Source organism: Cupriavidus sp. GW823-FHT06D04, assembly GCF_058795055.1.
On sequence record NZ_JBXAHL010000001.1, the window covers coordinates 361995 to 382673 of the forward strand.

Consider the following 20679-nt stretch of genomic DNA (forward strand, 5'->3'; position numbering starts at 1 on the left):
TTTCCCTTACCACACCGACATCGAAGTCATCGGCTGGCTCAGGCCCGGCACATCGGCCCAGGCCGTTAAATTCGCACAAGCTGCCGGCTACGCCACCAGGCGATCATACATTGCCATCATCCGCTTCACCGAGACCTCCTCGGTGAACTCGGTCATAAACCGCTGGCGTGCTCCCTCGGAGAAACGGGCGCGCTCCTCATCCGAATCCAGGATCCGGTTGCACGCCTGCGCCAACGCCACGGGATCGTTGACCGGGACGTTAATGCCGCTGACGCCGTGCTGGTTGACCCACGGCACTCCGGATCCGGGAATATTCGTCGCCACAACCGGCAGGCCGTAGGCCATCGCTTCCAGCAACACCACGCCGAATGCCTCCGCCCGGGTGACTGACGGCAGGCAGTACAGCGCGGCTCGCGCAAAGAGCGCGTGCAGCGCGTCGTCGCTCAACCGGCCGGCGAGATGAACGCGGCCTTCCACACCGGCGTCGCGGATCGCCGCCTGCAGCGATTCCCGCAACGGGCCGCCGCCCACGATCACCACTACGGCATCGTTCTGAAGCTGCCGGGCGGCTTCAATCAGCACATCGAAGCCTTTGTACGGCACGAGCCGTCCGACCGCGAGGATCAGCTTCCTGCCGGCCAGCCTGTCTTCCAGTTCCCACGGCAGCGGCGATGCGCCATGCGCGGCACTCGCTTTCCTTGCATCCGTCACGCCGATCGGCACGACGGCGACCTTGTCGCCGAAACGGCTGAGCAGCGGCGAGGCCTCGGCGTAGACCTGCGAGGTGCCGACGATGCAATCGGCCCGCTTTAGCATGCCTACCTCCAGCGGCTTCAGCAGCTTGCCCAATACGCCCTTGTTGATCACGTCGGCATGCCAGTGCACCAGCAGGCGTGGCTTCCCGCCAATCAGCAGCGCGCACAACGCGCCGAGCATATTGGGCACGTGCAGATGAACTACATCGGCATGGCGTGCCGCCTTCAGGCACGCCAGCAGGTACCTGAAGCCGAGAGGCTGCGAGGCGACCAGCCTGGCGATCGGCAGGCGAACCACCCGGACACCGCTCATCACGCTGTTCGCGTCGGCCGGCGCCTTCCGGAAGCAGACAACGGAAACGTCGTGGCCGGCATTGGCCGCGCCCTGCGCGAGACTCGACGTCACGCTCTCGATGCCGCCAGCGTCGGGGGGATAGTACTTCCCAAAATGAACGATCTTTGCCATATCAGCTGCAGTCCAGTCTTACTTCCGCTTCGACCAGCGGATCAACAGCAGCACCAGCGAAATGATCGCGCCCGCCAGCAACCCTGCTGCGGCAAATGCGGACTTCCGCGGGAAGACCGGGCGCCGGCTAACGTCCGGCACGCCTAGGGCATGCGTATTGAAGGTGCGCGCAGGATCGAGCTGCTCCTTCACCACACGCTTCCTGCGCTCCAGTTGCCGCAAGGCCAGGTCGTTCTGGGCAAGCATCTGCGTCACCACTACGCTTTCCGAGAACTTTCGCCCCAGGTCGCCGCGGAGTTGCTCCTGCGCCAGCTTAAGCAGATCGGCCCGGCGCTCCTGCTCTGCGGTCAGTGAGTGGTCGACCGAGGCCTGCTCCTCCTTCATCCTTTCGATGGCCGGATTGGCAATGGCCAAATGGACCTGGGTCAGTTCGCTCTCGAACCCCTGAGCGAACTGGGCAGCCTGCTTCCGGCTATAGCCCCTGACGGAAAGCTGCAGCAGATCGGAACCCCGCATCTGGATCACGTTGGCAGACTTCAGGATCAGGTCTGCTTCGGGACTCGGCTGATCTGGCACATTCGGAAGCTGGAGCCGGGCGAGCACCGCCTCCAGGAACGGCCCGGACCGCATCCTGTCCACCGCGCGTCCGGGCGGCTCCAGCACCATGCTGTTCGTCCCCTCGTCTCCGGCGATCTGGCCGACCTGCAGCAACAGCGTGGCCTCCCACTGCGGGCGGACGAGGAACGCCAAACCATAGCCGATGGAGCCACCCAAGAACGCGCCAAGCACCAGCCAGTACTTGGCCTTGTTCAAGAACTCGAGCGTCATCCGGCCCAGCATGGCGTCTTGCTCCTCAGTCGTTGCCGCGGGATTTGTGTAGGGTATCGTCATACTTACTTCCGAAAAATCATCCAGCGCGGGACCTGGAAGCGCACGATGCGCCAGTAAATCCACACGTAAAACACCATGAACACCGCGGAGAAGCTCGCGAGGACCAGCCCCTTGTTCCAGAACAGCGTCGCGGGTACCACGGCAAACAAGCTCAGCAGCCACAGGTACGGGGAGGTCATCGAGTTGCGGCGCAGCTTGTGACGATGATCCGCGCTGCCGACGGCCCAGCGCATCAGCCGCTTATAGATCAGCGTGTGCAAGTGCACGCCGTCGGGATGGCCAGCCGGCACGCCCCGGACCACCTTGCGGCGATAAATGCTAAATAGGGTCTCGAAAATCGGATAGATCACCATCAGAAACGGATACCAGGCGGAAACCTGCGGATGCCGCAAGATCAGCAGCACGGCCAGTTCCGCTAGCACGAATCCAATCAGGTATGCGCCGCCGTCTCCGAGAAAAATCGCTCCTGCAGGGAAATTCCAGATGAAGAAACCGAAAATGGCGCCGATCATCGCAAAAGCCACTGTCAGCACGAATGCATCACCAACCTGGAATGCGACATAGGCCAGCGACAGGAACATGATCATCGAAACCATGGACGCCAGGCCATTGAAGCCATCGATGATATTGATGGCATTCGCGAGTCCGGAAACCGCGAGCGCGGTAATGGAAACGGAAATGACAGTGATAGCAAGGAACTGATCGATCAACGCCACGTCGACCCGCTCGATTCTCGCATCGAGAATCCACGCGGCGGCCAGCGCCGAGATCATTGTCGCGATCAGTCTCTCCCGCGGCGACACCCGCTTCGTCAGGTCTTCCCAGAAGCCCGCGCCAAACGCGAACACGGCGCAGGCCACCAGCTTCAGCATTGCAGTGCCCGTCGCTGCATCCGCCCGATACCACGTAATGAGCGATACGAAAAGCAGGCTCACCGCGATCCCGAATCCCCCGATACGTGGCACGGGCTTCGCGTGGTGCTTCTGCACGCCTCGGAGATCCCAATCCGCGGTGAAATGCTCGTGGAATCGCGAGTATCGCACCACCAGAAAGGTAAGCAACGATGAGACGAGAAATGCTATCGTAATAGTGATCATAGATACTGGTAACTACAACCTCATAACGGTCAGATTGGTCATCCGGCAGCCACCGGCCCATTCGGTTGATAAGGAATCGCTAGCAATTCAATCTGTGGTGACCGACACTAGGACGGCTCATCGCAGAATCGCATACGGGCACAATTTATCGGGACACGGGTATGGAATGTGCTCGCGTGCTCGGCGCAAATACTCGCCGCCCTGCATTCCGCAAAAACCGGCACCAGTGACCGTTCACAACTATTCCTGGCGACCCGTCAAATCAGCGTTACCTCAGCTCTTCAATGGACTGTGATAACGGAGCCTCATCGCAAACCGGTTTGTGTCCGCGGACCTCTCGAGGGGGAACAGTCTCTTACACATAAATTTGTCAGGAGAGAATCTGGTCCAGCAGTAAATGAATGCCCTGCTGCCAGTCTGGAAGATGGATGCCGAAGGTTTCCCGCAGGCGCGTAGTATCGAGTCGTGAATTGGACGGACGCGGCGCGGGCAGCGGGTAAGCCGTGGCGGGGATCGCTTCGATGTTTTCGGGATCGGCCTTCAGCGCCACGCCGCGCGCCTTTGCGTACCGGAGCACTTCCGTCGCATAGGCATGCCAGGTCGCTTCGCCTGCCGCGGCAAGGTGATAGATGCCCACTGCCAGCACATCGCGGGCCGGGGTCAGCCAATGGCGTGCCACGATCTGCGCGGTGACGTCGGCAATCAGCGCGGCTGTCGTCGGCGCGCCGAACTGGTCGGCTATCACGCGCAGGCTGTCGCGCTCCTGGCCAAGCCGCAGCATCGTCTTGGCAAAGTTGCCACCGTGGGCGCCGGCCACCCAGCAGATCCGGAACACCAGCGCCTGCGCGCCACTTGCCGCAATGGCCTGTTCCCCAGCGAGCTTGCTCTTGCCGTAAACCGAGCCCGGATTGACCGGATCGCTCTCCGTGTAGGCGCCGTGTTTGGTGCCGTCGAAGACGTAGTCGGTCGAGTAATGGACCAACAGGCTGCCCAGCGCCTTCGCTTCCTCCGCCAGGATGCCCACCGCGGCGCCGTTGATGGCAAACGCGAGCTCGGCCTCGGTCTCCGCCTTGTCCACCGCCGTATATGCGGCCGGATTGACGATCACGTCCGGGCGCAGGTCGCGCACCACGCGGCGAACGGCGTCCGGGCTGGCAAGATCGCAGCCGGCGCGGTCCAGCGCAACCACGCGGCCCAGCGGCGCGAGACTGCGCCGCAGTTCGAAACCGACCTGGCCGTTGCTGCCGGTCACCAGGAAGGTGGGAACGGACTTCGCCTCAGGCAGCATATTGCTTCGCCACCCAGTTCCGATACTCGCCGGACATCACATCCCGCACCCAGCTCTGGTTGTCCAGGAACCACTGCACGGTCTTGCGCAGGCCTGACTCAAACGTCTCTGCCGGCTTCCACCCCAACTCGCGCTCCAGCTTGCGAGCGTCGATGGCATAGCGGCGGTCATGCCCCGGACGATCCTTCACGAAGGTAATCTGGTCGCGATACGAACCAGAGGCTTTGGGACGCAGTTCATCCAGCAGGTCGCACAGCGTGTGCACCACATCGAGGTTGGTCTTCTCATTCCAACCGCCGACGTTGTAGGTCTCACCAAGTCGCCCCTTGGCAAGCACCTCACGTATCGCCGAGCAGTGATCGCGCACATAAAGCCAGTCGCGCACATTCAGGCCGTCGCCATAGATCGGCAGCGGCTTGCCGGCCAGTGCATTGGCGATGATCAGCGGGATCAGCTTTTCCGGGAAATGGTAAGGACCATAGTTATTGGAGCAGTTCGTCGTAATGACCGGCAAGCCGTACGTATGGTGATACGCGCGCACCAAGTGATCCGAGGCCGCCTTGGATGCCGAGTACGGACTATTGGGCGCGTACGGTGTAGCTTCCGAGAACTGGGGATCGGTCTCGCTCAGCGAGCCGAACACCTCGTCCGTCGAGACATGCAGGAAGCGGAAGTCCGACTTGGCCTGCCCCTCGAGGCTGCCCCAGTAAGCGCGAGCCGCTTCCAGGAGCGTGAAGGTACCAACGATATTAGTCCGGATGAATTCGCCCGGACCATAAATGGACCGGTCTACATGGCTTTCCGCCGCGAAGTGCACGACTGCACGCGGCTTGTAAGTGGTGAAGAGCTTGTCCAGGGCATCACGGTCACAAATATCCGTTTGCGAGAACACGTGCCGTGGATCGTCCTCGACCAACGCCAGCGTCTTCCGATTGCCCGCATAGGTGAGCTTGTCGACGTTCACGACCCCATCCGCCGACTTGTCGCCCAACCATGCCAGAACGAAATTGGCGCCAATGAACCCAGCGCCGCCTGTGACCAAAATATGCGACAAAACTGCTCCTTGCCTCGATATGTTTCGATGGCCCGACAAAAGCCGAGCGCCCACCTTGTCCTCTTCCTGGACGGCGGGGCGTTAAGTGCCTGCAGAAGTGGCGGTATTCTATCCGACGGAATGCCCTAATCTACATCCCCTCCCCCTCTTTTTGTAGCCTCATGTAACCATGCCACGGTATATCGGTCACAAAACTACAAATAGAAGCGAAATAGTTTTTCCTTCTCTTGATGGTCAACGTTAAAGTGTATTTTTCGACACCCCATGCCATCGGCGATCTCCAAGGCTGTGCCGCCTCCTTGATCGCCCTGCTGGACCAATTGCCCACGGACACCCCCCTCCGCTTCGTCGGCGACCTTGTAAACCGCGGCCCAGCCTCCCTCCAAACCCTCCGCACTATCCGTGCCATGGGCAGCCGCACTGAAACCGTCCTCGGCAACCACGACATCCACCTCCTCGCCGTCGCCGCAGGCGTGCGCAAGAAGGGCAAATCCGACACCCTGGACGACATCCTCACCGCCCCCGATTGTGAGGACCTACTCACCTGGCTCCGCCACCGTCCCCTGGCCCTGCTGGAAAACAACTTCCTCCTGGTCCACGCCGGCGTCCTCCCCCAATGGACCGCCACCCAAGTCATCGACCTCGCCCACGAAGTCGAAGAGCAACTCCAAGGCCCCAACTGGCAAGGCTTCCTCGCCGACATCTTCGGCAACGCCGCCGACCGCTGGCACGACGGCCTGCGCGGCAGCGAACGCCATCGCGTGGTGATCAATGCCCTCACCCGGCTGCGCTACTGCACTGTCGATGGCGTGATGGACTTCAAGACCAAGGAAGGCCTGGGCAAGGCGCCGGACGGGTTCATGCCGTGGTTCAACGTGCCGGGGCGGCGTACCGGGGAAGTGACGGTGGTATGCGGCCATTGGTCGACGCTGGGCCTGGTCATGCGGCCGAACCTGATGGCGCTGGATACGGGCTGCGTCTGGGGTGGCAAGCTGACGGCGGCCCGGTTGGCACAGGATCCTGCCGAACGGACCGTCGTTCAGGTTGATTGCCCGCAATATTGTGACCCGCTGGCCTGACTGGCAATCCCGCGTTGGCGGGGACGACAGGACGGCTAGCTGATGGCAGCGGAGCTTGGCTGGGGTACGCCGCCGGGCGCGACGGGGTGATTCAGCCGTCGGGCCGCGGCGGCAGCGTGTTCCGGCGCGCCCTGGCTGAGGTGGGCGACCACCTCCCTGGCGGAGTTCGCAAGCTCGCGGCGGTCTCCGGAGGCCGGCATCAGCGCAGGCCCGATTACCAATCTGGCCTTGATCCTGGGCGCGCGCAAGACCGCTTCCAGCGACTGCAGCAGTGTGGTCTCGCCGATGTAGGCGGCGGCAAGCGTCGGTTGACCCGTAGCGGCATCGAGGTAGTTCAGCCCCAGGGGCTGCACCGGTAACCCGCCAGAAATCGGCGCCTGCATCAGGTTGGCGTGGAACGGCAGCACCTCGGTGCCGTCGGTCGTGGTGCCTTCGGGGAACACGCCGACGAGGTCGCCCTGCAGCATCACGTCGGTGATGTCGTGCAGCACGCGGTGAGCATCGCGTTTGCGCGCCCGTTCGATGAAGATCGTTCCCGTCTTGCCGCACAGCCACCCAATCAGCGGCCAGTCGCGTATCTCCGACTTGGCGACGAAGCGCACCGGCTGCCAACTGTGGATGACGTAGATATCCAGCCACGAAATGTGGTTGGAAATCACCATCGCGCCCTGGCGGCCGGCACCGTGCGACGCTGTGCCGGTCGCATCCACCACCTCGACCTCCACCCCGCAAATCCGCAGCAACCGCCGCGACCAGCGGCGGATATGCCACTCGCGCGTGCGCACACCCAGCCACGGGAACAGCAAGGCGCAGGTCACCAGCCCGCGCAGCAGGTGCAGCACCAGCGCGGTCTTGCGCAGCCAGATCATGCGTGGGCGTGGTTTCCGTACACAACCTGCCCGCCGACCAGGGTCATGCGGACCTTGCCTTCCATCTCGTAGCCGAGCCACGGCGAGTTCTTGCCCTGGCTCCTGATGGAGCGGCGGTCGACCTTCCAGACGTGCTTGGGATCGAACACGCACACATCGGCGGCGCTGCCTACGGCCAGGGTGCCGGCCTTCAGGCCGATCACGCGGGCGGGCTCGGCAGTGATGCGGGCCAGTGCCTGGGCCAGCGGGACCTTGTGTTCGGCGGCCCAGCGCAGGGTCAGCGGCAGCAGCAATTCCAGGCCGGTTGCGCCCGGCGATGCCTCGGCGAACGGCAGCAGCTTCTCGTCGTCGTCGACCGGGGTGTGATCGGAGCACAGCGCGTCGATGGTGCCGTCGGCCAACGCGGTGACGATGGCGTCGCGGTCGCGCGGGCTGCGCAGCGGCGGCGAGAAGCGCATCTGCGAATTGAAGTAGCCGATATCCATATCGGTCAGCGCGACGTGGTGGATATTGACGTCGCAGGTCACGGCCAGGCCTTCGCGCTTGGCCTGGCGCACCAGCTCCAGCCCGGCCGCGGACGACAGGCGGCACAGGTGCACGCGCGCGCCGGTGCTGCGCATCAGTTCGAAGATGGTGTGCAGGCGCACGGTTTCGGCGATCACTGACACGCCGGACAGGCCCAGGCGCGACGCCACCGCGCCGCTGGCGGCCACGCCGCCGCCAAGGAAGGGGTCTTCCGGGCGCAGCCAGACGGTGAAGCCGAAGGTCTGTGCGTATTGCAGCGCGCGCAGCAGCACCTGGGTGTTATGCACCGGGGCCTCGGCCTGGCTGAAGCCGACGCAGCCGGCTTCGGTCAGCTGGTTCATCTCGGTCAGGGTCTCGCCCTTCAGGCCCAGCGTGAGCGCGCCCAGCGGGTACACGTGGGTCTGGTTCAGGGTGCGGGCGCGGAATTTCAGCATTTCCACCAGGCCGGGCTCATCGAGCACCGGATCGGTATCGGGCGGGCAGACCAGGCTGGTCACGCCGCCGGCAGTGGCGGCGGCCACTTCGGATTCCAGCGTGGCCTTGTATTCGTAGCCGGGCTCGCGCAGGCGCGCGGAGAGGTCGACCAGGCCGGGGCACACAATCAGGCCGCTGGCGTCGATGGTCTTGTTGGCGGTGAAGTCCGCCGGGGCGCTGCCCACGCCGACGATCTTGCCGGCGGCGATGTAGAGGTCCTGCGCGGCGTCGGTGTTGCTGGCCGGATCGATCAGGCGGCCGCCCTTGATGTGAATCTTCATAGCGTGGCTTGTCGTGTCGCTTGGCTGTTTCGGTGTGTTCTGGCTCGTGTCGCTCGACCGCGTCATTCGTCGCTATTTCCCGCTACGATGCCCATCACGGCCATGCGCACGGCAATGCCGAAGGTCACCTGGTTCAGGATCACGGACTGCGGGCCGTCGGCCACGGCGGAGTCGATTTCGACGCCGCGGTTCATGGGGCCCGGGTGCATCACGATGGCGTCGCGATTGGCCAGTGCCAGGCGCTCCGGCGTGAGGCCGTAGGCCTTGAAGTATTCCTGCGCCGACGGCAGCAGCGCGCCGCTCATGCGCTCGTTCTGCAGCCGCAGCATGATGACCACGTCGACGCCCTTCAGGCCCGCTTCCATGTTGTGGAAGACGCGCACACCCATCTGCTCCAGCCCCGACGGCAGCAGCGTGCGCGGGCCAATCGCGCGCACTTCGGGCACGCCCAGCGTGGTCAGCGCGTGGATGTCGGAGCGTGCCACGCGCGAGTGCAGGATGTCGCCGACGATGGCCACTGTCAGGTTGGTGAAGTCCTTCTTGAAGTGCCGGATCGTGTACATGTCCAGCAGGCCTTGCGTCGGGTGCGCGTGGCGGCCGTCGCCGGCGTTGATCACGTGCACGTGCGGCGCGACGTGCTCGGCGATCAGGTAAGGTGCGCCCGAGCTGGCATGGCGCACCACGAACATGTCGGCGGACATCGCCGACAGGTTGTTGATGGTGTCCAGCAGCGACTCACCCTTGCTGGTCGACGAGGCGTTGATGTTCAGGTTCAGCACGTCCGCCGACAGCCGCTTGGCGGCGATCTCGAAGGTGGTGCGGGTGCGGGTGGAGTTCTCGAAGAACAGGTTGAACACGCTCTTGCCGCGCAGCAGCGGCACCTTCTTGACATCGCGGTCTGAGTCGGACAGCGATACGAACTGGCTGGCGGTGTCGAGGATGTGCGTGATCATGTCACGCGACAACCCCTCGATCGACAGCAGGTGCTTCAGTTCGCCGTTCTTGGTGAGCTGCGGGTTGCGGAACGTCTTGGTCATGGCTGGTCGGGCGCGGGCAAAAAACGGGGGTGGTCTGGTCTCGGAGCTGGGGGTCAGGCGCGCACTGCGCGCCTGGGGCATTCGGGCCGGTTCAGCCGGTGGCGGAATCGGTAGGTTCGGTCGCAAAGGCGAATTGCGCGCCGGCGCCCTCGCCCTGGCGCGAAAGCACCAGCGTGGTGCCGGGCGGCAGCGCCATCTCGGCGGCAGTCAGGTCGGCGGCAATGGGCAGCTGGCGCCCGCCGCGGTCGACCAGCACGCCCAGCGCCACGCGCGCGGGACGGCCGTAGTCGAACAGCTCGTTGACGGCGGCACGGATGGTGCGGCCCGTAGCCAGCACATCATCGATCAGCAGGATATTGCGGTCATCCACCGAAAACGGCAGCGTGGTCGGCTGGGCTTGGCTGTGCAGGCCCTTCTTGGCATAGTCGTCGCGATGGAAGGCAACGTTGATCACGCCATACTCGGGCAGCTTCAGGTCGGCAGCCAGCCGCGCGGCGATCCATGCGCCGCCTGAGTAGATGCCGGCCACCGACCAGCGCGCGCGCTCGGCCTCGGGGATCAACGCCTGGGCCTGGTCCAGCAGCTTGCGGTACAGCGACTCGGCGTCGGGAACGGGAATCTGCGTCATAGCGGGAATTGGTCGAAATACTGTTGCAGGATGATGCGGGCGGCCTCGGCATCAAGCTCGCCGCGGCGGGCCCCGGCCATCGACGCGGCGCGCGACGTATAGCGCTCGTCCACCCACTCCACCGGCAGGCCGAAGCGGCCATTGAGCTGGTTGCCGAAACGCCGCGCCAGCTTCATCGAGGGCTGCTCGCCCCCTTCAGGGTTGACCGGCATGCCGACGATCAGCTGCACCGGGTTCCACTCCTGGATGAGCGCCGCCACGGCCTCAAAGCGGCCTTCCACGGTGATATTGGGGAGGATGGTCAGCGCACGCGCCTCGCGCGTGATGAAGTTGCCCAGCGCGACGCCGATTTTTTTTTCGCCGTAGTCGAATGCCAGGACCGTGCCGTCGCGGGGCAGTTCACGCCCCACGGCATCAGGCATGCCCGGCCTCGCCCGACAGCATGGTGAAGTCGATGCCCAGCAGCCGGATGGCGGCGGCGAAGCGCTCGTCGGGCGGCACGCTGAAGATGATTTCGGGGTCGGCCTGGACCGTCAGCCAGCCGTTGCGGCTGAGCTCTTCCTCCAGCTGGCCGGCACCCCAGCCGGAGTAACCCAGCGTCAGCAGGAAGCGGTGCGGGCCGCTGCCGTTGGCCACGGCCTCCAGCACGTCCTTGGAGGTGGTCATTTCCAGCCCGCCGGGCACGGCCAGCGACGAGACATAGACGCCCACCGGGTCGTGCAGCACGAAGCCGCGCTCGGTCTGCACCGGGCCGCCGAAGTAGACCGGCTGGTGCGCGACTGGCTGGATTTCAAGCTTGAGGTCGATCTTGTCGAACAACGTGGCCATGTCGATGTCGATGGGCCGGTTGATCACCAGCCCGAGCGCGCCACGATCATTGTGTTCGCAGATATAGACGACGGAACCCGAAAAAGTCGGATCAGCCATGCCAGGCATGGCAATCAGGAACTGATTGGTCAGATTGATAGGTGCTTCGGGCTTCGCCATGCCTTGCATTTTATCAAATCGCCGGGGGTCTTCCGGAAAAGATTGGCGGGCGCTGCAGTGCAGCAATGAGCGCCCCGCCACGCTCTGGAACTGTCGTTTGGCTCAATCCTTGCCGGTCAGCGCCGCCAGCTCTTGCGCCGTCAGCCAGCGCCACCCGCCTTCGGCCAGGGCCGGATCAAGCTGCAGGCCGCCAATGGCGCTGCGATGCAGCGCGCTGACATGGTTGCCGGCCGCCGCCACCATGCGCTTGACCTGATGGTACTTGCCTTGCACCAGGGTCAGCCGCAGACTGCGTTCGCCGGTGATCTCACACGCTTCTGCCGCGATCGGTGCCGGTTCGTCGAGCAGCTGCACGCCACTGCACAGCGCTTCGGCCTGTTCCGGCGTGACCGGCTCGGCAGTCGTCACTTCATAGATCTTGGGTACCTTGCGCTTGGGCGAGGTCTGGGCGTGGATGAACTGGCCATCGTCGGTCAGCAGCAGCAACCCGGTGGTGTCGTGGTCCAGCCGCCCCACGGCCTGCACCTCGCGCTGGCGCAGCGGCACCGGCAGCAGGTTGTAGACGCTGGGATGATGGCGCGGACGCTGCGAGCACTCGTAGCCGGTGGGCTTGTTCAGCATCAGGTAGGCCTTGGTGCAGGCCAGCCATTCCTCGCCGTCGACGGTGAGCCGCAGGCCGTCGACTTCAAACTGCGCGCGCGGGTTTTCGCACAGTTCGCCGTTGACTTCGACCAGCCCGGCGGCGATCAGGTCGCCGCAGTACCGGCGCGTGCCAAAGCCCTGGGATTGGAGGATGCGGTCGAGTGTCATGTAATGGATGGTGATAGGGATGGATGGTGACGCGGATGCTGTGTGGCAGTCCGGATTGCTGCCGCAGTTTGCCTGCGGTCGGTGCGCCCCACTCCCGCTTGCGGGAGAGAGGGAGCACACGATCGGTTAGTTCACGTGCAGCCTGAAATCCTCACGCCGCCAGCATCGCGCTCTCGCGATAATGCCGCTGCGCGTCGTCGAAGCGCTCGGTTTCCTCGAAGAGCCGCGCCAGCGCCAGGTGCGTGCGCACGCGCAGGCGGCGCTGCTGGTCGGGCTCGGCGTATTTGAGCGCGCGCTCGAAGCTGGACTGGGCCTTGCCCCACAGCTTCTCGCCCAGGCACAGCACGCCCAGCGTGTAGTAGAGGTCGGCGTCGGCGGGATGCGCCGCCAGCCATTTCTCGGCCTGCTGGATCTGCGGCAGCGCGTGGCCGGGAACTGCGCAATCGGCATAGCGCAGCACCAGGCGGCTGTCCCAGTTGACCTTGAGCGCGTCTTCGATGATGCGGCGGGCCTCGTTCTGCCGGCCCAGCGCTGCGAAGTAACGCGCCGCGGGTTCGGCGATGCGGGTGGCGCGGCGCTCGTCGGCGGACAGCGAGCGCCAGAACTCAGACAGCGCGTCGGCGTCGTGACGGCGCTCGTCCAGCATGGCTTCGACGGCCATCTGCTTGAGCCGCAGCGCCAGCACCGGATGCAGCGCGTTGCGCTTTTCCAGCGAGCGCGCCAGGCGCAGCACCTCGGTCCAATTCTTCAGGTGCTGGTGCGCACGTAACGCGATGCGCTGCACGTGAATCTGGCGCGCGCCCTGCGATTGCAGCTGGGCGATGGTTTCCAGCGCGCCGTCGGCGTCACGGGCATCGACCAGCAACTCGGCCATCGACACCAGCCGTGCCTGCTCGCGCTCGGGGTCGGTGACCTGCGACATCCAGGCGTCGCGCCGCTCGGTTTCCTGCATCCGGTGCGCGGCGCGGGCGCCGATCAGCGCGGCGGTCTGGGCCTGGTCGTCCCAGGACTGCGCCTCGCGCGCGGCGCGCTCGGCGCGGGCGAAGCGGCCGGCAAACAGATTTTCGATCGACTCGCGCAGCGCCGCCTGTGCCTTGCTCATGCGGCTGCGCTCGCGGTAGGCGGCGGCGCGGCGCGGCATGTCGGCCAGATGGCGGACGGTGGACATCACCGTCCACACCACGAAGAACAGCAGCAGCAGCAAGGCCAGCGCCAGGTTCAGCGACAACTCGACGCGGTACGGCGGATAGAACAGCACCACATTGCTGTGGTTGAACTGCGTGAACAGGGCCAGCCCGACGGCGCCGCCAAACAGGACCGCAACCCAGAACAGAAGGCGCATGGGCTTACTCCTTCTTCAGGGCATGCAGCGCGCCCAGGCTTTCGGACATGGTCGGCAGCTGCACCGTGACCGCCCCCGCCTGCGCCTGCCGCAGCAGCGTCAGCACCCCCTGCACCCGGCGCGACTTGGTATCGAAATAGCGGCTGATCATCGCCTGCGCGGCGGCCAGGTCATTGCGGAACACGGGTTCGTTGCGCGACAGCAATGCCAGGCGCGCATTGAGCAGGCGCAGCTTGACGTTCTCGCGCAGGAACCAGCCCTGGTCGCCAGACAGCAGCAGCGCCTCGGCGTCGTCGACCTTGCGGATGCGGACCACCTGCGCCAGTTCCTCGCGCAGGTAGTCCCACAGGCGCGTGAACCAGCCCGGGCCCGCGCCGTTGGCGGCGGCCGGTGCGCTGGCACCGTTGGCGGCGGCCGGTGCGCTGGCACCGTTGGCGGCGGCACCCTTGCGGGCGTCGGCCTCGCTGCGCTCCAGCATGCGTTCGCTGGACAGCAGCGGCAGTGCGTCGACCTGGTTGATGGCCTCGTCCAGCTTGATTGCGGCGCCGGTCAGGTCGGTGTCGGGCACCGCCTTCATGCGCGCAACGTCGCGCGCGATCGCGCGGCGCAGCAGGTTGTATTGCGGCTTGTCGGCGCGCGCCAGGCGGGCGTCGGCGCTTTGCAGCGCGGCCAGCGCCACCTGCACGTTGCCGGTCAGCTGCAATTGCTGGCCGGCACTGGTCAGCAGCTGCTGGATCTCGGCGATTTCCCAGTCGTCGCGGTTGCGCATCAGGTCCTGGTAGACCTGTTCCAGCGCCACCTGCTTGTCGCGGGTCTCGCTGACCTGGTTCTCCAGCGCACCGACCTTGGCCTGCAGTTCCTTGACCGTGTCCTGCGCGTTGCGGGTCAGCACGCGCGACTCCTGCACCAGCGCATCGTTGCTTTGCTGGCGGCGCGCCAGCTCTCCGGTCAGGTGGTCAACGCGCTGCTGTAGCCACCAGAAACCGCCAGCCGTTGCCACCACCAGCACGGCGACCAGCGCCCACAACGCAGCGGACCGCCGTGAGGCTGCACTGGGAGCAGCGGGGGTAGCGGGGCCCGGCGCGGGCGCGGCTTGCGCCGATGTTGCGGAGGCCGTCGTGGGCGGCGGCGTAGCGGAGGAGGACGTGGTTTCTTGCGTCACGCGTTCGACCTTCGTTGACGTTGCGGGAACTGCTGCGTCCGGCACGGGTGCCGGCGGCGCTTCGGCTTTGGCGCTGGGCGGGCTGGCTTCGATTGCCGCGCTGGCCATGCTTGCCGGCGCCGGACCGGCATGGGCATCGGCCCACTGCAGGCACGCCGCAAGCAGGCCGGCATCGCCCGGGGCGGCGCGCAGGACATGGGGGAAACCCAGCGCCAGCGCCTGTTCGGCGATTCTCGCATGCGGCGCGATGCACTGCACCTGCCGCAGGGCAGCGTCTTCCTCAGGCGACAGATGCTGGCGTGCCAGCGCGTCAAGGTTGCGCACCGCTTCAGAACTGGTTATGAGCCACGCGTGCGGCGCCGCGCCGGGACGCAGGTTGTCGCGCACGGCCTGCCACTGCATGGCGCTGGGTTCGGGCATCGTGCGCTGGTAGGCCTCGACGGCCTCGACCTGGGCACCGGCCTCGCGCAGGCGGTCGCCCAGCCAGTCGCGCCCGCCGTTGCCGCGGATGATCAGGACCGGCTTGCCCGCCAGCGCGGCGGGATCGAGCCGGGCCCACAGGGCCTCGGAGTCAAAGCGCAGCGCTTCGGCCTCCGGCGCGGCGTCATCGGCGCCCTGCCCGTTCGCGGCAGCGCCCGCGGGCGCGATCACCCTGCACGCGGGCGGTGCGATGCCGCGCTCGGCCAGAGCGGCGACGCTGGCCGGCCCGACCACCGCCACCGGCACCTGCGCCGGCCATTGGGCCACGGGCGCGCCCTGCACGCCGGCCAGCGCGTCGAGCGCGTAGGTAATGGCATTGGGACTGACAAAGACCACCAGCGCAAAGGTGTCCAGCCGCGCCAGTGCCGCGCGCAGCGGCGCGTCGTCAGCGGCCGGGCCGATGGCCAGCAAGGGAAAGCTGAGTACGTCCAGGCCCGCGGCCTGCAGCGCCTCGGTCAGTTGCCGGGACTGCCCGGCGGGTCGTGTGACAACGACGGTCGGGCTGGGCATGGGGCAGCCTCAGGCAGGAGCTTGGGAGCCGGCGGGATCGCCAGAATCGGCCAGTGCCGCAAGGATGGCTTCGGCACCCTGCGCCAGCAGGTCGCGCGCGCAGGCCTGGCCCAGCGCTTCGGCGGCGGCCAGGTCAGCAGCCGGTCCGGACGCGGCTGCGCGGATGGCGCGCGTGCCATCCGGCAAGGCGACAAAGGCGTCCAGCTTCAGCTGATCGCCTTCCCAGCGCGCATGGGCGGCCAGCGGCACCTGGCACGAGCCGCCCAGCATGCGCGACACGGCGCGCTCGGCGGTCACGGCCAGCGCCGTCGGCTGGTGGTTCAGGGTTGCCAGCCATTGCGCCAGTTCAGGGCGGTTCGCCGGGATCTCGATGCCGAGGGCGCCCTGGCCTGCGGCCGGCAGCGACACCTCGATCGGGATCAGCGCGCGGATGCGCTCGCCCAGGCCCAGGCGCTTGAGGCCGGCGGCGGCCAGGATGATGGCGCCGTATTCGCCGCGATCCAGCTTGCCCAGCCGCGTGTCCAGGTTCCCGCGCAGCGGCTTGATCACCAGTTGCGGGTAGCGACTGCGCAGCGCGGCTTCACGGCGCAGGCTGGAGGTGCCGACCACGGTGCCGGCCGGCATCTCGTCCAGCGACGCGTAGGCGGAAGACACCAGCGCGTCGCGCGGATCCTCGCGTTCCATCACCGCGGTCAGGGCGAAGCCTTCGGGCAACTCCATCGGCACATCCTTGAGCGAATGCACCGCCAGGTCCGCCCGGCCTTCGTCCATCGCGAACTCCAGTTCTTTGACAAACAAACCCTTGCCGCCGACTTTGGACAGCGTACGGTCTAGAATCTGGTCTCCGCGCGTCGTCATGCCAAGAATGGACACGTCGCACGCGGGATAGTATTGTTGCAACGCAGCACGCACATGTTCTGCCTGCCACAGGGCCAGACGGCTCTCTCGGGAGGCAATGACGAGCTTTTGCGGAAGATTGCGAGACACGACAGCGGTAGAGGAAGACAGGGTGGCAGACGACATGCGCCAATGGTAGCACGCGCCCCAATAGCCCCTCCGCACCAATAGATAAGCTTAGAGAAGCAGAACGAGGAGATTGCATGACGCAGCATGCTGCGCGCCCCAACGGCCGGCGGACCGCCCCGGCTGCGAAAGACCAAAGCCCTGCCCTCGGCGCCGGCCAAGGTGACGCAAACGGCGCATCCACCACCGAATCGAAACGCCCCGCCACCAGCAGCGGGACCAAACGTTCCCCCAAGCCCAAGCTTTCCATCGTGTCGAGCAACGGAACCGCCATCGCCCCCACCGCCCGCCGCACCGCCGACAAGGACGTGCCGCTGCGCGAGGACATCCGCTTCCTGGGCCGCCTGCTGGGCGAATGCCTGCGCGAACAGGAAGGCGACGCAGCCTTCGAGGTGGTCGAAACCATCCGCCAGACCGCGGTGCGCTTCCGCCGCGAGAACGACCGCGCCGCCGGCGCGGAGCTGGACCGCCTGCTCAAGCGCCTGTCGCGCGACCAGACCAACCAGGTCGTGCGCGCGTTCAGCTATTTCTCGCACCTGGCCAATATCGCCGAGGACCAGCACCACAACCGCCGCCGCCGCGTGCACGCGCTGGCCGGCTCGCCGCCGCAGGCGGGCAGCCTGGCCCACGCGCTGGAGGCGATCGACGCCGCCGGCGTGACCGGCAAGCAGCTGCGCAAGTTCCTGGACGAGGCCCTGATCGTGCCGGTGCTGACCGCGCACCCGACCGAAGTCCAGCGCAAGAGTATTCTCGACGCCGAGCGCGAGATCGCCCGCCTGCTGGCCGAGCGCGACCTGCCCATGACCGCGCGCGAGCGCGAGCACAACACCGCGCAGCTGCGCGCCAAGGTCACCACGCTGTGGCAGACCCGCATGCTGCGCGATTCGCGCCTGACGGTGGCCGACGAAATCGAAAATGCGCTGTCGTACTACCGCACCTGCTTCCTGCGCGGCATTCCGCAGCTGATGAGCGAACTGGAAGAAGACATCGCCGCGGTGTTCCCGGCCACGCGCAAGCGCAAGGGCACCCCCGGCGCACAGCCGGCGCCGCTGGCGCCGTTCCTGCAGATGGGCTCCTGGATCGGCGGCGACCGCGACGGCAATCCCAACGTCACCGCCGAGACGCTGGAGCACGCCGCCAGCCAGCAGGGGCAGATGATCATCGACTGGTACCTGGACGAAGTCCATGCGCTGGGCGCGGAGCTGTCGATGTCCACGCTGATGGTCGACGCCAGCCCGGAACTGCTGGCGCTGGCCGAGTGCTCGCCCGACCACTCCGAGCATCGCGCCGACGAGCCCTACCGCCGTGCGCTGATCGGCATCTACGCGCGCCTGGCCGCAACCAGCAAGGCGCTGACCGGCCACGCCGTGCCGCGCCGCCCGGTGGCGCCGGCCGAGCCCTATGACAGTGCCGAGGCCTTTGCCGCCGACGTGCAGGTGGTGGTCGACTCGCTGCGCGCCAACCATGGCCAGGCGCTGGCCAATGGCCGCATCGACGCGCTGGCGCGCGCCATCGGCGTGTTCGGCTTCCACCTGGCATCGGTCGACATGCGCCAGGTCTCGGACGTGCACGAGGCGGTCATCGCCGAGCTGTTCGCCGCCGCCGGCATCGCCCCCGACTACGCCGCCCTGCCCGAGGCGCGCAAGCTGGAACTGCTACTGGCCGAGCTGCGCCAGCCGCGCCTGCTGACGCTGCCGTGGCATGAGTACTCTGAGCAGACCCGCAAGGAACTGGCGATCTTCGCCGCCGCGCGCGAGCTGCGTGCGCGCTATGGCAAGCGCATTGCGCGCAACTACATCATCTCGCATACCGAGACGCTGTCGGACCTGGTCGAAGTGATGCTGCTGCAGAAGGAATCCGGCATGCTGCAGGGCACGCTGGGCAGCAAGACCGACCCGGCGCGCATGGAGCTGATGGTGATCCCGCTGTTCGAGACCATCGAGGACTTGCGCAACGCCGCCGGCATCATGCAATCGCTGCTGGACCTGCCGGGCTTCGATTCGGTGATCGCGCACCATGGCGTCGAGCAGGAAGTGATGCTGGGCTACTCGGACTCGAACAAGGACGGCGGCTTCCTGACCTCCACCTGGGAGCTGTACAAGGCCGAGCTGGCGCTGGTGCAGCTGTTCGAGCAGCGCCAGGTCAAGCTGCGCCTGTTCCACGGCCGCGGCGGCACCGTCGGCCGCGGCGGCGGCCCGACCTACCAGGCCATCCTGTCGCAGCCGCCGGGCACGGTGAACGGCCAGATCCGGCTGACCGAGCAGGGCGAAATCATCAACAGCAAGTTCGCCAACGCCGAGATCGGCCGGCGCAACCTGGAGACGGTGGTCGCGGCCACGCTGGAAGCCTCGCTGCTGCCGCAGCAGAATGCGCCCAGGGAGCTGGACACCTTCGAGGCCGTCATGCAGCAATTGTCGGACCGCGCCTTCACCGCCTATCGCGACCTGGTCTACGAGACCCCGGGCTTCAAGGACTACTTCTTCGCCACCACGCCGATCACCGAGATCGCCGACCTGAACCTGGGTTCGCGCCCGGCCTCGCGCAAGCTGATGGACAAGAAGAACCGCCGCATCGAAGACCTGCGCGCAATCCCGTGGGGCTTCTCGTGGGGCCAGTGCCGGCTGCTGCTGCCGGGCTGGTACGGCTTCGGCAGCGCGGTCAAGTCGCTGCTGGACACTGCCCCGGACGACAAGGCGCGCAAGCTGGCCGTGACCACGCTGCGCCGCATGGTCAAGACCTGGCCGTTCTTCTCGACGCTGCTGTCCAACATGGACATGGTGCTGGCCAAGACCGACCTGGCCGTGGCCTCGCGCTACGCCCAGCTGTGCGACGACGCGGCCCTGCGCCGCACCGTGTTCAACCGCATCAGCAAGGAATGGCACCTGACCTGCGAGATGCTGACACTGGTCACCGGCCACCAGGAACGGCTGGCGGACAACCCGCTGTTGGCGCGCTCGATCAAGAACCGCTTTGCCTACCTCGACCCGCTGAACCACTTGCAGGTCGAGCTGCTCAAGCGCTTCCGCTCGGGCAAGGATGGCGATGACATCCGGGTGCGGCGCGGCATCCACCTGACCATCAACGGGGTCGCGGCGGGCCTGCGCAATACGGGCTGATTGGCGTCAGAGTGCTGCCGATTTGCGCCCCTCTCCCGCGTGCGGGAGAGGGGCGCGTCCACATCGGGCGACAGCTTTTTCAAATGGCGCCAGTCTGACCCCTCACCCCACAAACGCCCCCGGCACCGGATCTTCACCCAGCGCGTGCAGCAGCACCGCCCAGTGCATCGCCTCGTCCCCGAGGATGCTGCCGGCGGCACGGGTCAGTTCGCGGTTGTAGAAGTTCGGCAGCACGCCCAGGTAGGCGGCGGTGGCGCCCTTCTCCAGCCCCGCTGCAAAGCGCAGCACATCGGCCTGGGTCTTCAGCTTTTCAGTCGGGAAGGTGTATTCCGACGCCTTCTTCGCCACCACCGGCGTGCCGCCCAGTTTCGACACTGTCCCGGCCAGCACCTGCGCGTGCGCCTTGTGGTGGTCCTGGAACTTGACCGCGGTGGCAAGCACCGGCTTTTGCAGCAGGCCGCTTTCCGCGCCGACCTGGTAGGCGGCGATCGCCTGGTATTCCAGCCCCAGCGCGGTGTTCAGGATATTGATATCGTCCCTGGTGCTGCCCGACTGGGTCTGCGCCCAGGCCGGCATGGACTCGCCAAGGCTGATGACGGCCAGCGAGCCCAGTGCGAACAGCCCCGGCGCCTTGAGCAGCCCGCGGCGGCGCGCATCGGGCGCGGTCACAATGCGGTCACGGGAATCGGTCGGATCTGCCGTGGCGGCAGTCGTGCGCATGCGTTCCATGGTGTTCTCCTGTGTGGGATCAACGGCGCCGCGGCCCGCAGCCCGGGGCCGCCATCGTGCGCCTGCCACCTGATAC

18 protein-coding genes are annotated in these 20679 nt (G+C 66.2%); 2 read left to right on the forward strand and 16 right to left on the reverse strand.

The window, feature by feature from the left end; translation table 11 throughout:
* Positions 1–87: 87 nt before the first annotated feature.
* The 5 genes from AC1Q7H_RS01730 to rfbB all read right to left on the reverse strand — a co-directional run bounded on the left by AC1Q7H_RS01730 (position 88) and on the right by rfbB (position 5551).
* On the reverse strand, positions 88–1221 hold the full coding sequence (locus AC1Q7H_RS01730; protein WP_492380893.1) for a glycosyltransferase: 1134 nt from the start codon (positions 1219–1221) through the stop codon (positions 88–90).
* Between the two features lie 18 nt (positions 1222–1239).
* Positions 1240–2112 carry a hypothetical protein gene (locus AC1Q7H_RS01735; protein ID WP_492380894.1) on the reverse strand — a complete coding sequence of 291 codons (873 nt, stop codon included), beginning with the start codon at positions 2110–2112 and terminating at the stop codon, positions 1240–1242.
* A 2-nt stretch (positions 2113–2114) separates the two neighbouring features.
* Entirely contained in the window at positions 2115–3209 is a 1095-nt protein-coding gene (locus AC1Q7H_RS01740) for an MraY family glycosyltransferase (RefSeq protein WP_456804379.1), read from the reverse strand.
* Positions 3210–3579: 370 nt separating this feature from the next.
* Entirely contained in the window at positions 3580–4497 is a 918-nt protein-coding gene (rfbD, locus tag AC1Q7H_RS01745; RefSeq protein ID WP_492380895.1) for a dTDP-4-dehydrorhamnose reductase, read from the reverse strand.
* Positions 4487–5551 carry a dTDP-glucose 4,6-dehydratase gene (gene rfbB / locus AC1Q7H_RS01750; RefSeq protein ID WP_492380896.1) on the reverse strand — a complete coding sequence of 355 codons (1065 nt, stop codon included), beginning with the start codon at positions 5549–5551 and terminating at the stop codon, positions 4487–4489. The genes rfbD and rfbB overlap by 11 nt, the downstream gene beginning before the upstream one ends.
* Positions 5552–5781: 230 nt before the next feature.
* Between rfbB and AC1Q7H_RS01755 the strand changes: the two genes are divergently transcribed.
* Positions 5782–6630, forward strand: a complete 849-nt coding sequence (locus tag AC1Q7H_RS01755) for a symmetrical bis(5'-nucleosyl)-tetraphosphatase (RefSeq protein WP_492380963.1) — start codon at positions 5782–5784, stop codon at positions 6628–6630.
* A 35-nt stretch (positions 6631–6665) separates the two neighbouring features.
* Here AC1Q7H_RS01755 and AC1Q7H_RS01760 read toward each other — a convergent pair whose 3' ends face one another.
* The 10 genes from AC1Q7H_RS01760 to hemC all read right to left on the reverse strand — a co-directional run bounded on the left by AC1Q7H_RS01760 (position 6666) and on the right by hemC (position 16758).
* Complete coding sequence (locus AC1Q7H_RS01760) at positions 6666–7499, reverse strand: lysophospholipid acyltransferase family protein (protein WP_492380897.1); 834 nt, start codon at positions 7497–7499, stop codon at positions 6666–6668.
* The gene (locus tag AC1Q7H_RS01765; protein WP_492380898.1) at positions 7496–8779 is read right to left on the reverse strand and encodes a dihydroorotase; all 1284 of its coding nucleotides are present in this window, start codon (positions 8777–8779) and stop codon (positions 7496–7498) included. Before AC1Q7H_RS01765 ends, AC1Q7H_RS01760 begins: the two co-directional genes overlap by 4 nt.
* A gap of 62 nt (positions 8780–8841) precedes the next feature.
* Positions 8842–9816 carry an aspartate carbamoyltransferase catalytic subunit gene (locus AC1Q7H_RS01770; RefSeq protein WP_492380899.1) on the reverse strand — a complete coding sequence of 325 codons (975 nt, stop codon included), beginning with the start codon at positions 9814–9816 and terminating at the stop codon, positions 8842–8844.
* 91 nt (positions 9817–9907) lie between these two features.
* Entirely contained in the window at positions 9908–10444 is a 537-nt protein-coding gene (pyrR, locus tag AC1Q7H_RS01775; RefSeq protein WP_492380900.1) for a bifunctional pyr operon transcriptional regulator/uracil phosphoribosyltransferase PyrR, read from the reverse strand.
* Positions 10441–10866, reverse strand: a complete 426-nt coding sequence (ruvX, locus tag AC1Q7H_RS01780; protein WP_010813827.1) for a Holliday junction resolvase RuvX — start codon at positions 10864–10866, stop codon at positions 10441–10443. Before ruvX ends, pyrR begins: the two co-directional genes overlap by 4 nt.
* Complete coding sequence (locus AC1Q7H_RS01785; RefSeq protein WP_035816620.1) at positions 10859–11431, reverse strand: YqgE/AlgH family protein; 573 nt, start codon at positions 11429–11431, stop codon at positions 10859–10861. The genes ruvX and AC1Q7H_RS01785 overlap by 8 nt, the downstream gene beginning before the upstream one ends.
* 102 nt (positions 11432–11533) lie before the next feature.
* Complete coding sequence (locus tag AC1Q7H_RS01790) at positions 11534–12241, reverse strand: pseudouridine synthase (protein ID WP_492380901.1); 708 nt, start codon at positions 12239–12241, stop codon at positions 11534–11536.
* Positions 12242–12392: 151 nt separating this feature from the next.
* Positions 12393–13583: a heme biosynthesis protein HemY gene (locus AC1Q7H_RS01795; RefSeq protein WP_013957755.1), complete on the reverse strand. Its 1191-nt coding sequence runs from the start codon at positions 13581–13583 to the stop codon at positions 12393–12395.
* 4 nt (positions 13584–13587) lie between these two features.
* Positions 13588–15735, reverse strand: coding sequence for a fused uroporphyrinogen-III synthase HemD/membrane protein HemX (gene hemDX, locus AC1Q7H_RS01800; protein WP_492380902.1), 2148 nt, complete (start codon positions 15733–15735; stop codon positions 13588–13590).
* 9 nt (positions 15736–15744) lie between these two features.
* On the reverse strand, positions 15745–16758 hold the full coding sequence (gene hemC / locus AC1Q7H_RS01805; RefSeq protein WP_153955898.1) for a hydroxymethylbilane synthase: 1014 nt from the start codon (positions 16756–16758) through the stop codon (positions 15745–15747).
* 77 nt (positions 16759–16835) lie between these two features.
* On the opposite strand from hemC, the gene ppc reads away from it, so the two are divergent.
* A complete protein-coding gene (gene ppc / locus AC1Q7H_RS01810; RefSeq protein ID WP_492380903.1) occupies positions 16836–19874 on the forward strand; it encodes a phosphoenolpyruvate carboxylase in 3039 nt (1012 codons plus the stop codon).
* A gap of 102 nt (positions 19875–19976) precedes the next feature.
* On the opposite strand, the gene AC1Q7H_RS01815 is transcribed toward ppc, so the two are convergent.
* Complete coding sequence (locus AC1Q7H_RS01815) at positions 19977–20603, reverse strand: ferritin-like domain-containing protein (protein WP_492380904.1); 627 nt, start codon at positions 20601–20603, stop codon at positions 19977–19979.
* Positions 20604–20679: the final 76 nt, after the last annotated feature.

Coding starts and splice junctions, on each gene's coding strand:
- AC1Q7H_RS01730 (WP_492380893.1), bottom strand. CDS start 1,221: ATGGCAAAGATCGTTCATTTTGGGAAGTACTATCCCCCCGACGCTGGC.
- AC1Q7H_RS01735 (WP_492380894.1), bottom strand. CDS start 2,112: ATGACGATACCCTACACAAATCCCGCGGCAACGACTGAGGAGCAAGAC.
- AC1Q7H_RS01740 (WP_456804379.1), bottom strand. CDS start 3,209: ATGATCACTATTACGATAGCATTTCTCGTCTCATCGTTGCTTACCTTT.
- rfbD (WP_492380895.1), bottom strand. CDS start 4,497: ATGCTGCCTGAGGCGAAGTCCGTTCCCACCTTCCTGGTGACCGGCAGC.
- AC1Q7H_RS01755 (WP_492380963.1), top strand. CDS start 5,782: ATGGTCAACGTTAAAGTGTATTTTTCGACACCCCATGCCATCGGCGAT.
- AC1Q7H_RS01760 (WP_492380897.1), bottom strand. CDS start 7,499: ATGATCTGGCTGCGCAAGACCGCGCTGGTGCTGCACCTGCTGCGCGGG.
- AC1Q7H_RS01765 (WP_492380898.1), bottom strand. CDS start 8,779: ATGAAGATTCACATCAAGGGCGGCCGCCTGATCGATCCGGCCAGCAAC.
- AC1Q7H_RS01770 (WP_492380899.1), bottom strand. CDS start 9,816: ATGACCAAGACGTTCCGCAACCCGCAGCTCACCAAGAACGGCGAACTG.
- pyrR (WP_492380900.1), bottom strand. CDS start 10,444: ATGACGCAGATTCCCGTTCCCGACGCCGAGTCGCTGTACCGCAAGCTG.
- ruvX (WP_010813827.1), bottom strand. CDS start 10,866: ATGCCTGATGCCGTGGGGCGTGAACTGCCCCGCGACGGCACGGTCCTG.
- AC1Q7H_RS01785 (WP_035816620.1), bottom strand. CDS start 11,431: ATGGCGAAGCCCGAAGCACCTATCAATCTGACCAATCAGTTCCTGATT.
- AC1Q7H_RS01790 (WP_492380901.1), bottom strand. CDS start 12,241: ATGACACTCGACCGCATCCTCCAATCCCAGGGCTTTGGCACGCGCCGG.
- AC1Q7H_RS01795 (WP_013957755.1), bottom strand. CDS start 13,583: ATGCGCCTTCTGTTCTGGGTTGCGGTCCTGTTTGGCGGCGCCGTCGGG.
- hemDX (WP_492380902.1), bottom strand. CDS start 15,735: ATGCCCAGCCCGACCGTCGTTGTCACACGACCCGCCGGGCAGTCCCGG.
- hemC (WP_153955898.1), bottom strand. CDS start 16,758: ATGTCGTCTGCCACCCTGTCTTCCTCTACCGCTGTCGTGTCTCGCAAT.
- ppc (WP_492380903.1), top strand. CDS start 16,836: ATGACGCAGCATGCTGCGCGCCCCAACGGCCGGCGGACCGCCCCGGCT.
- AC1Q7H_RS01815 (WP_492380904.1), bottom strand. CDS start 20,603: ATGGAACGCATGCGCACGACTGCCGCCACGGCAGATCCGACCGATTCC.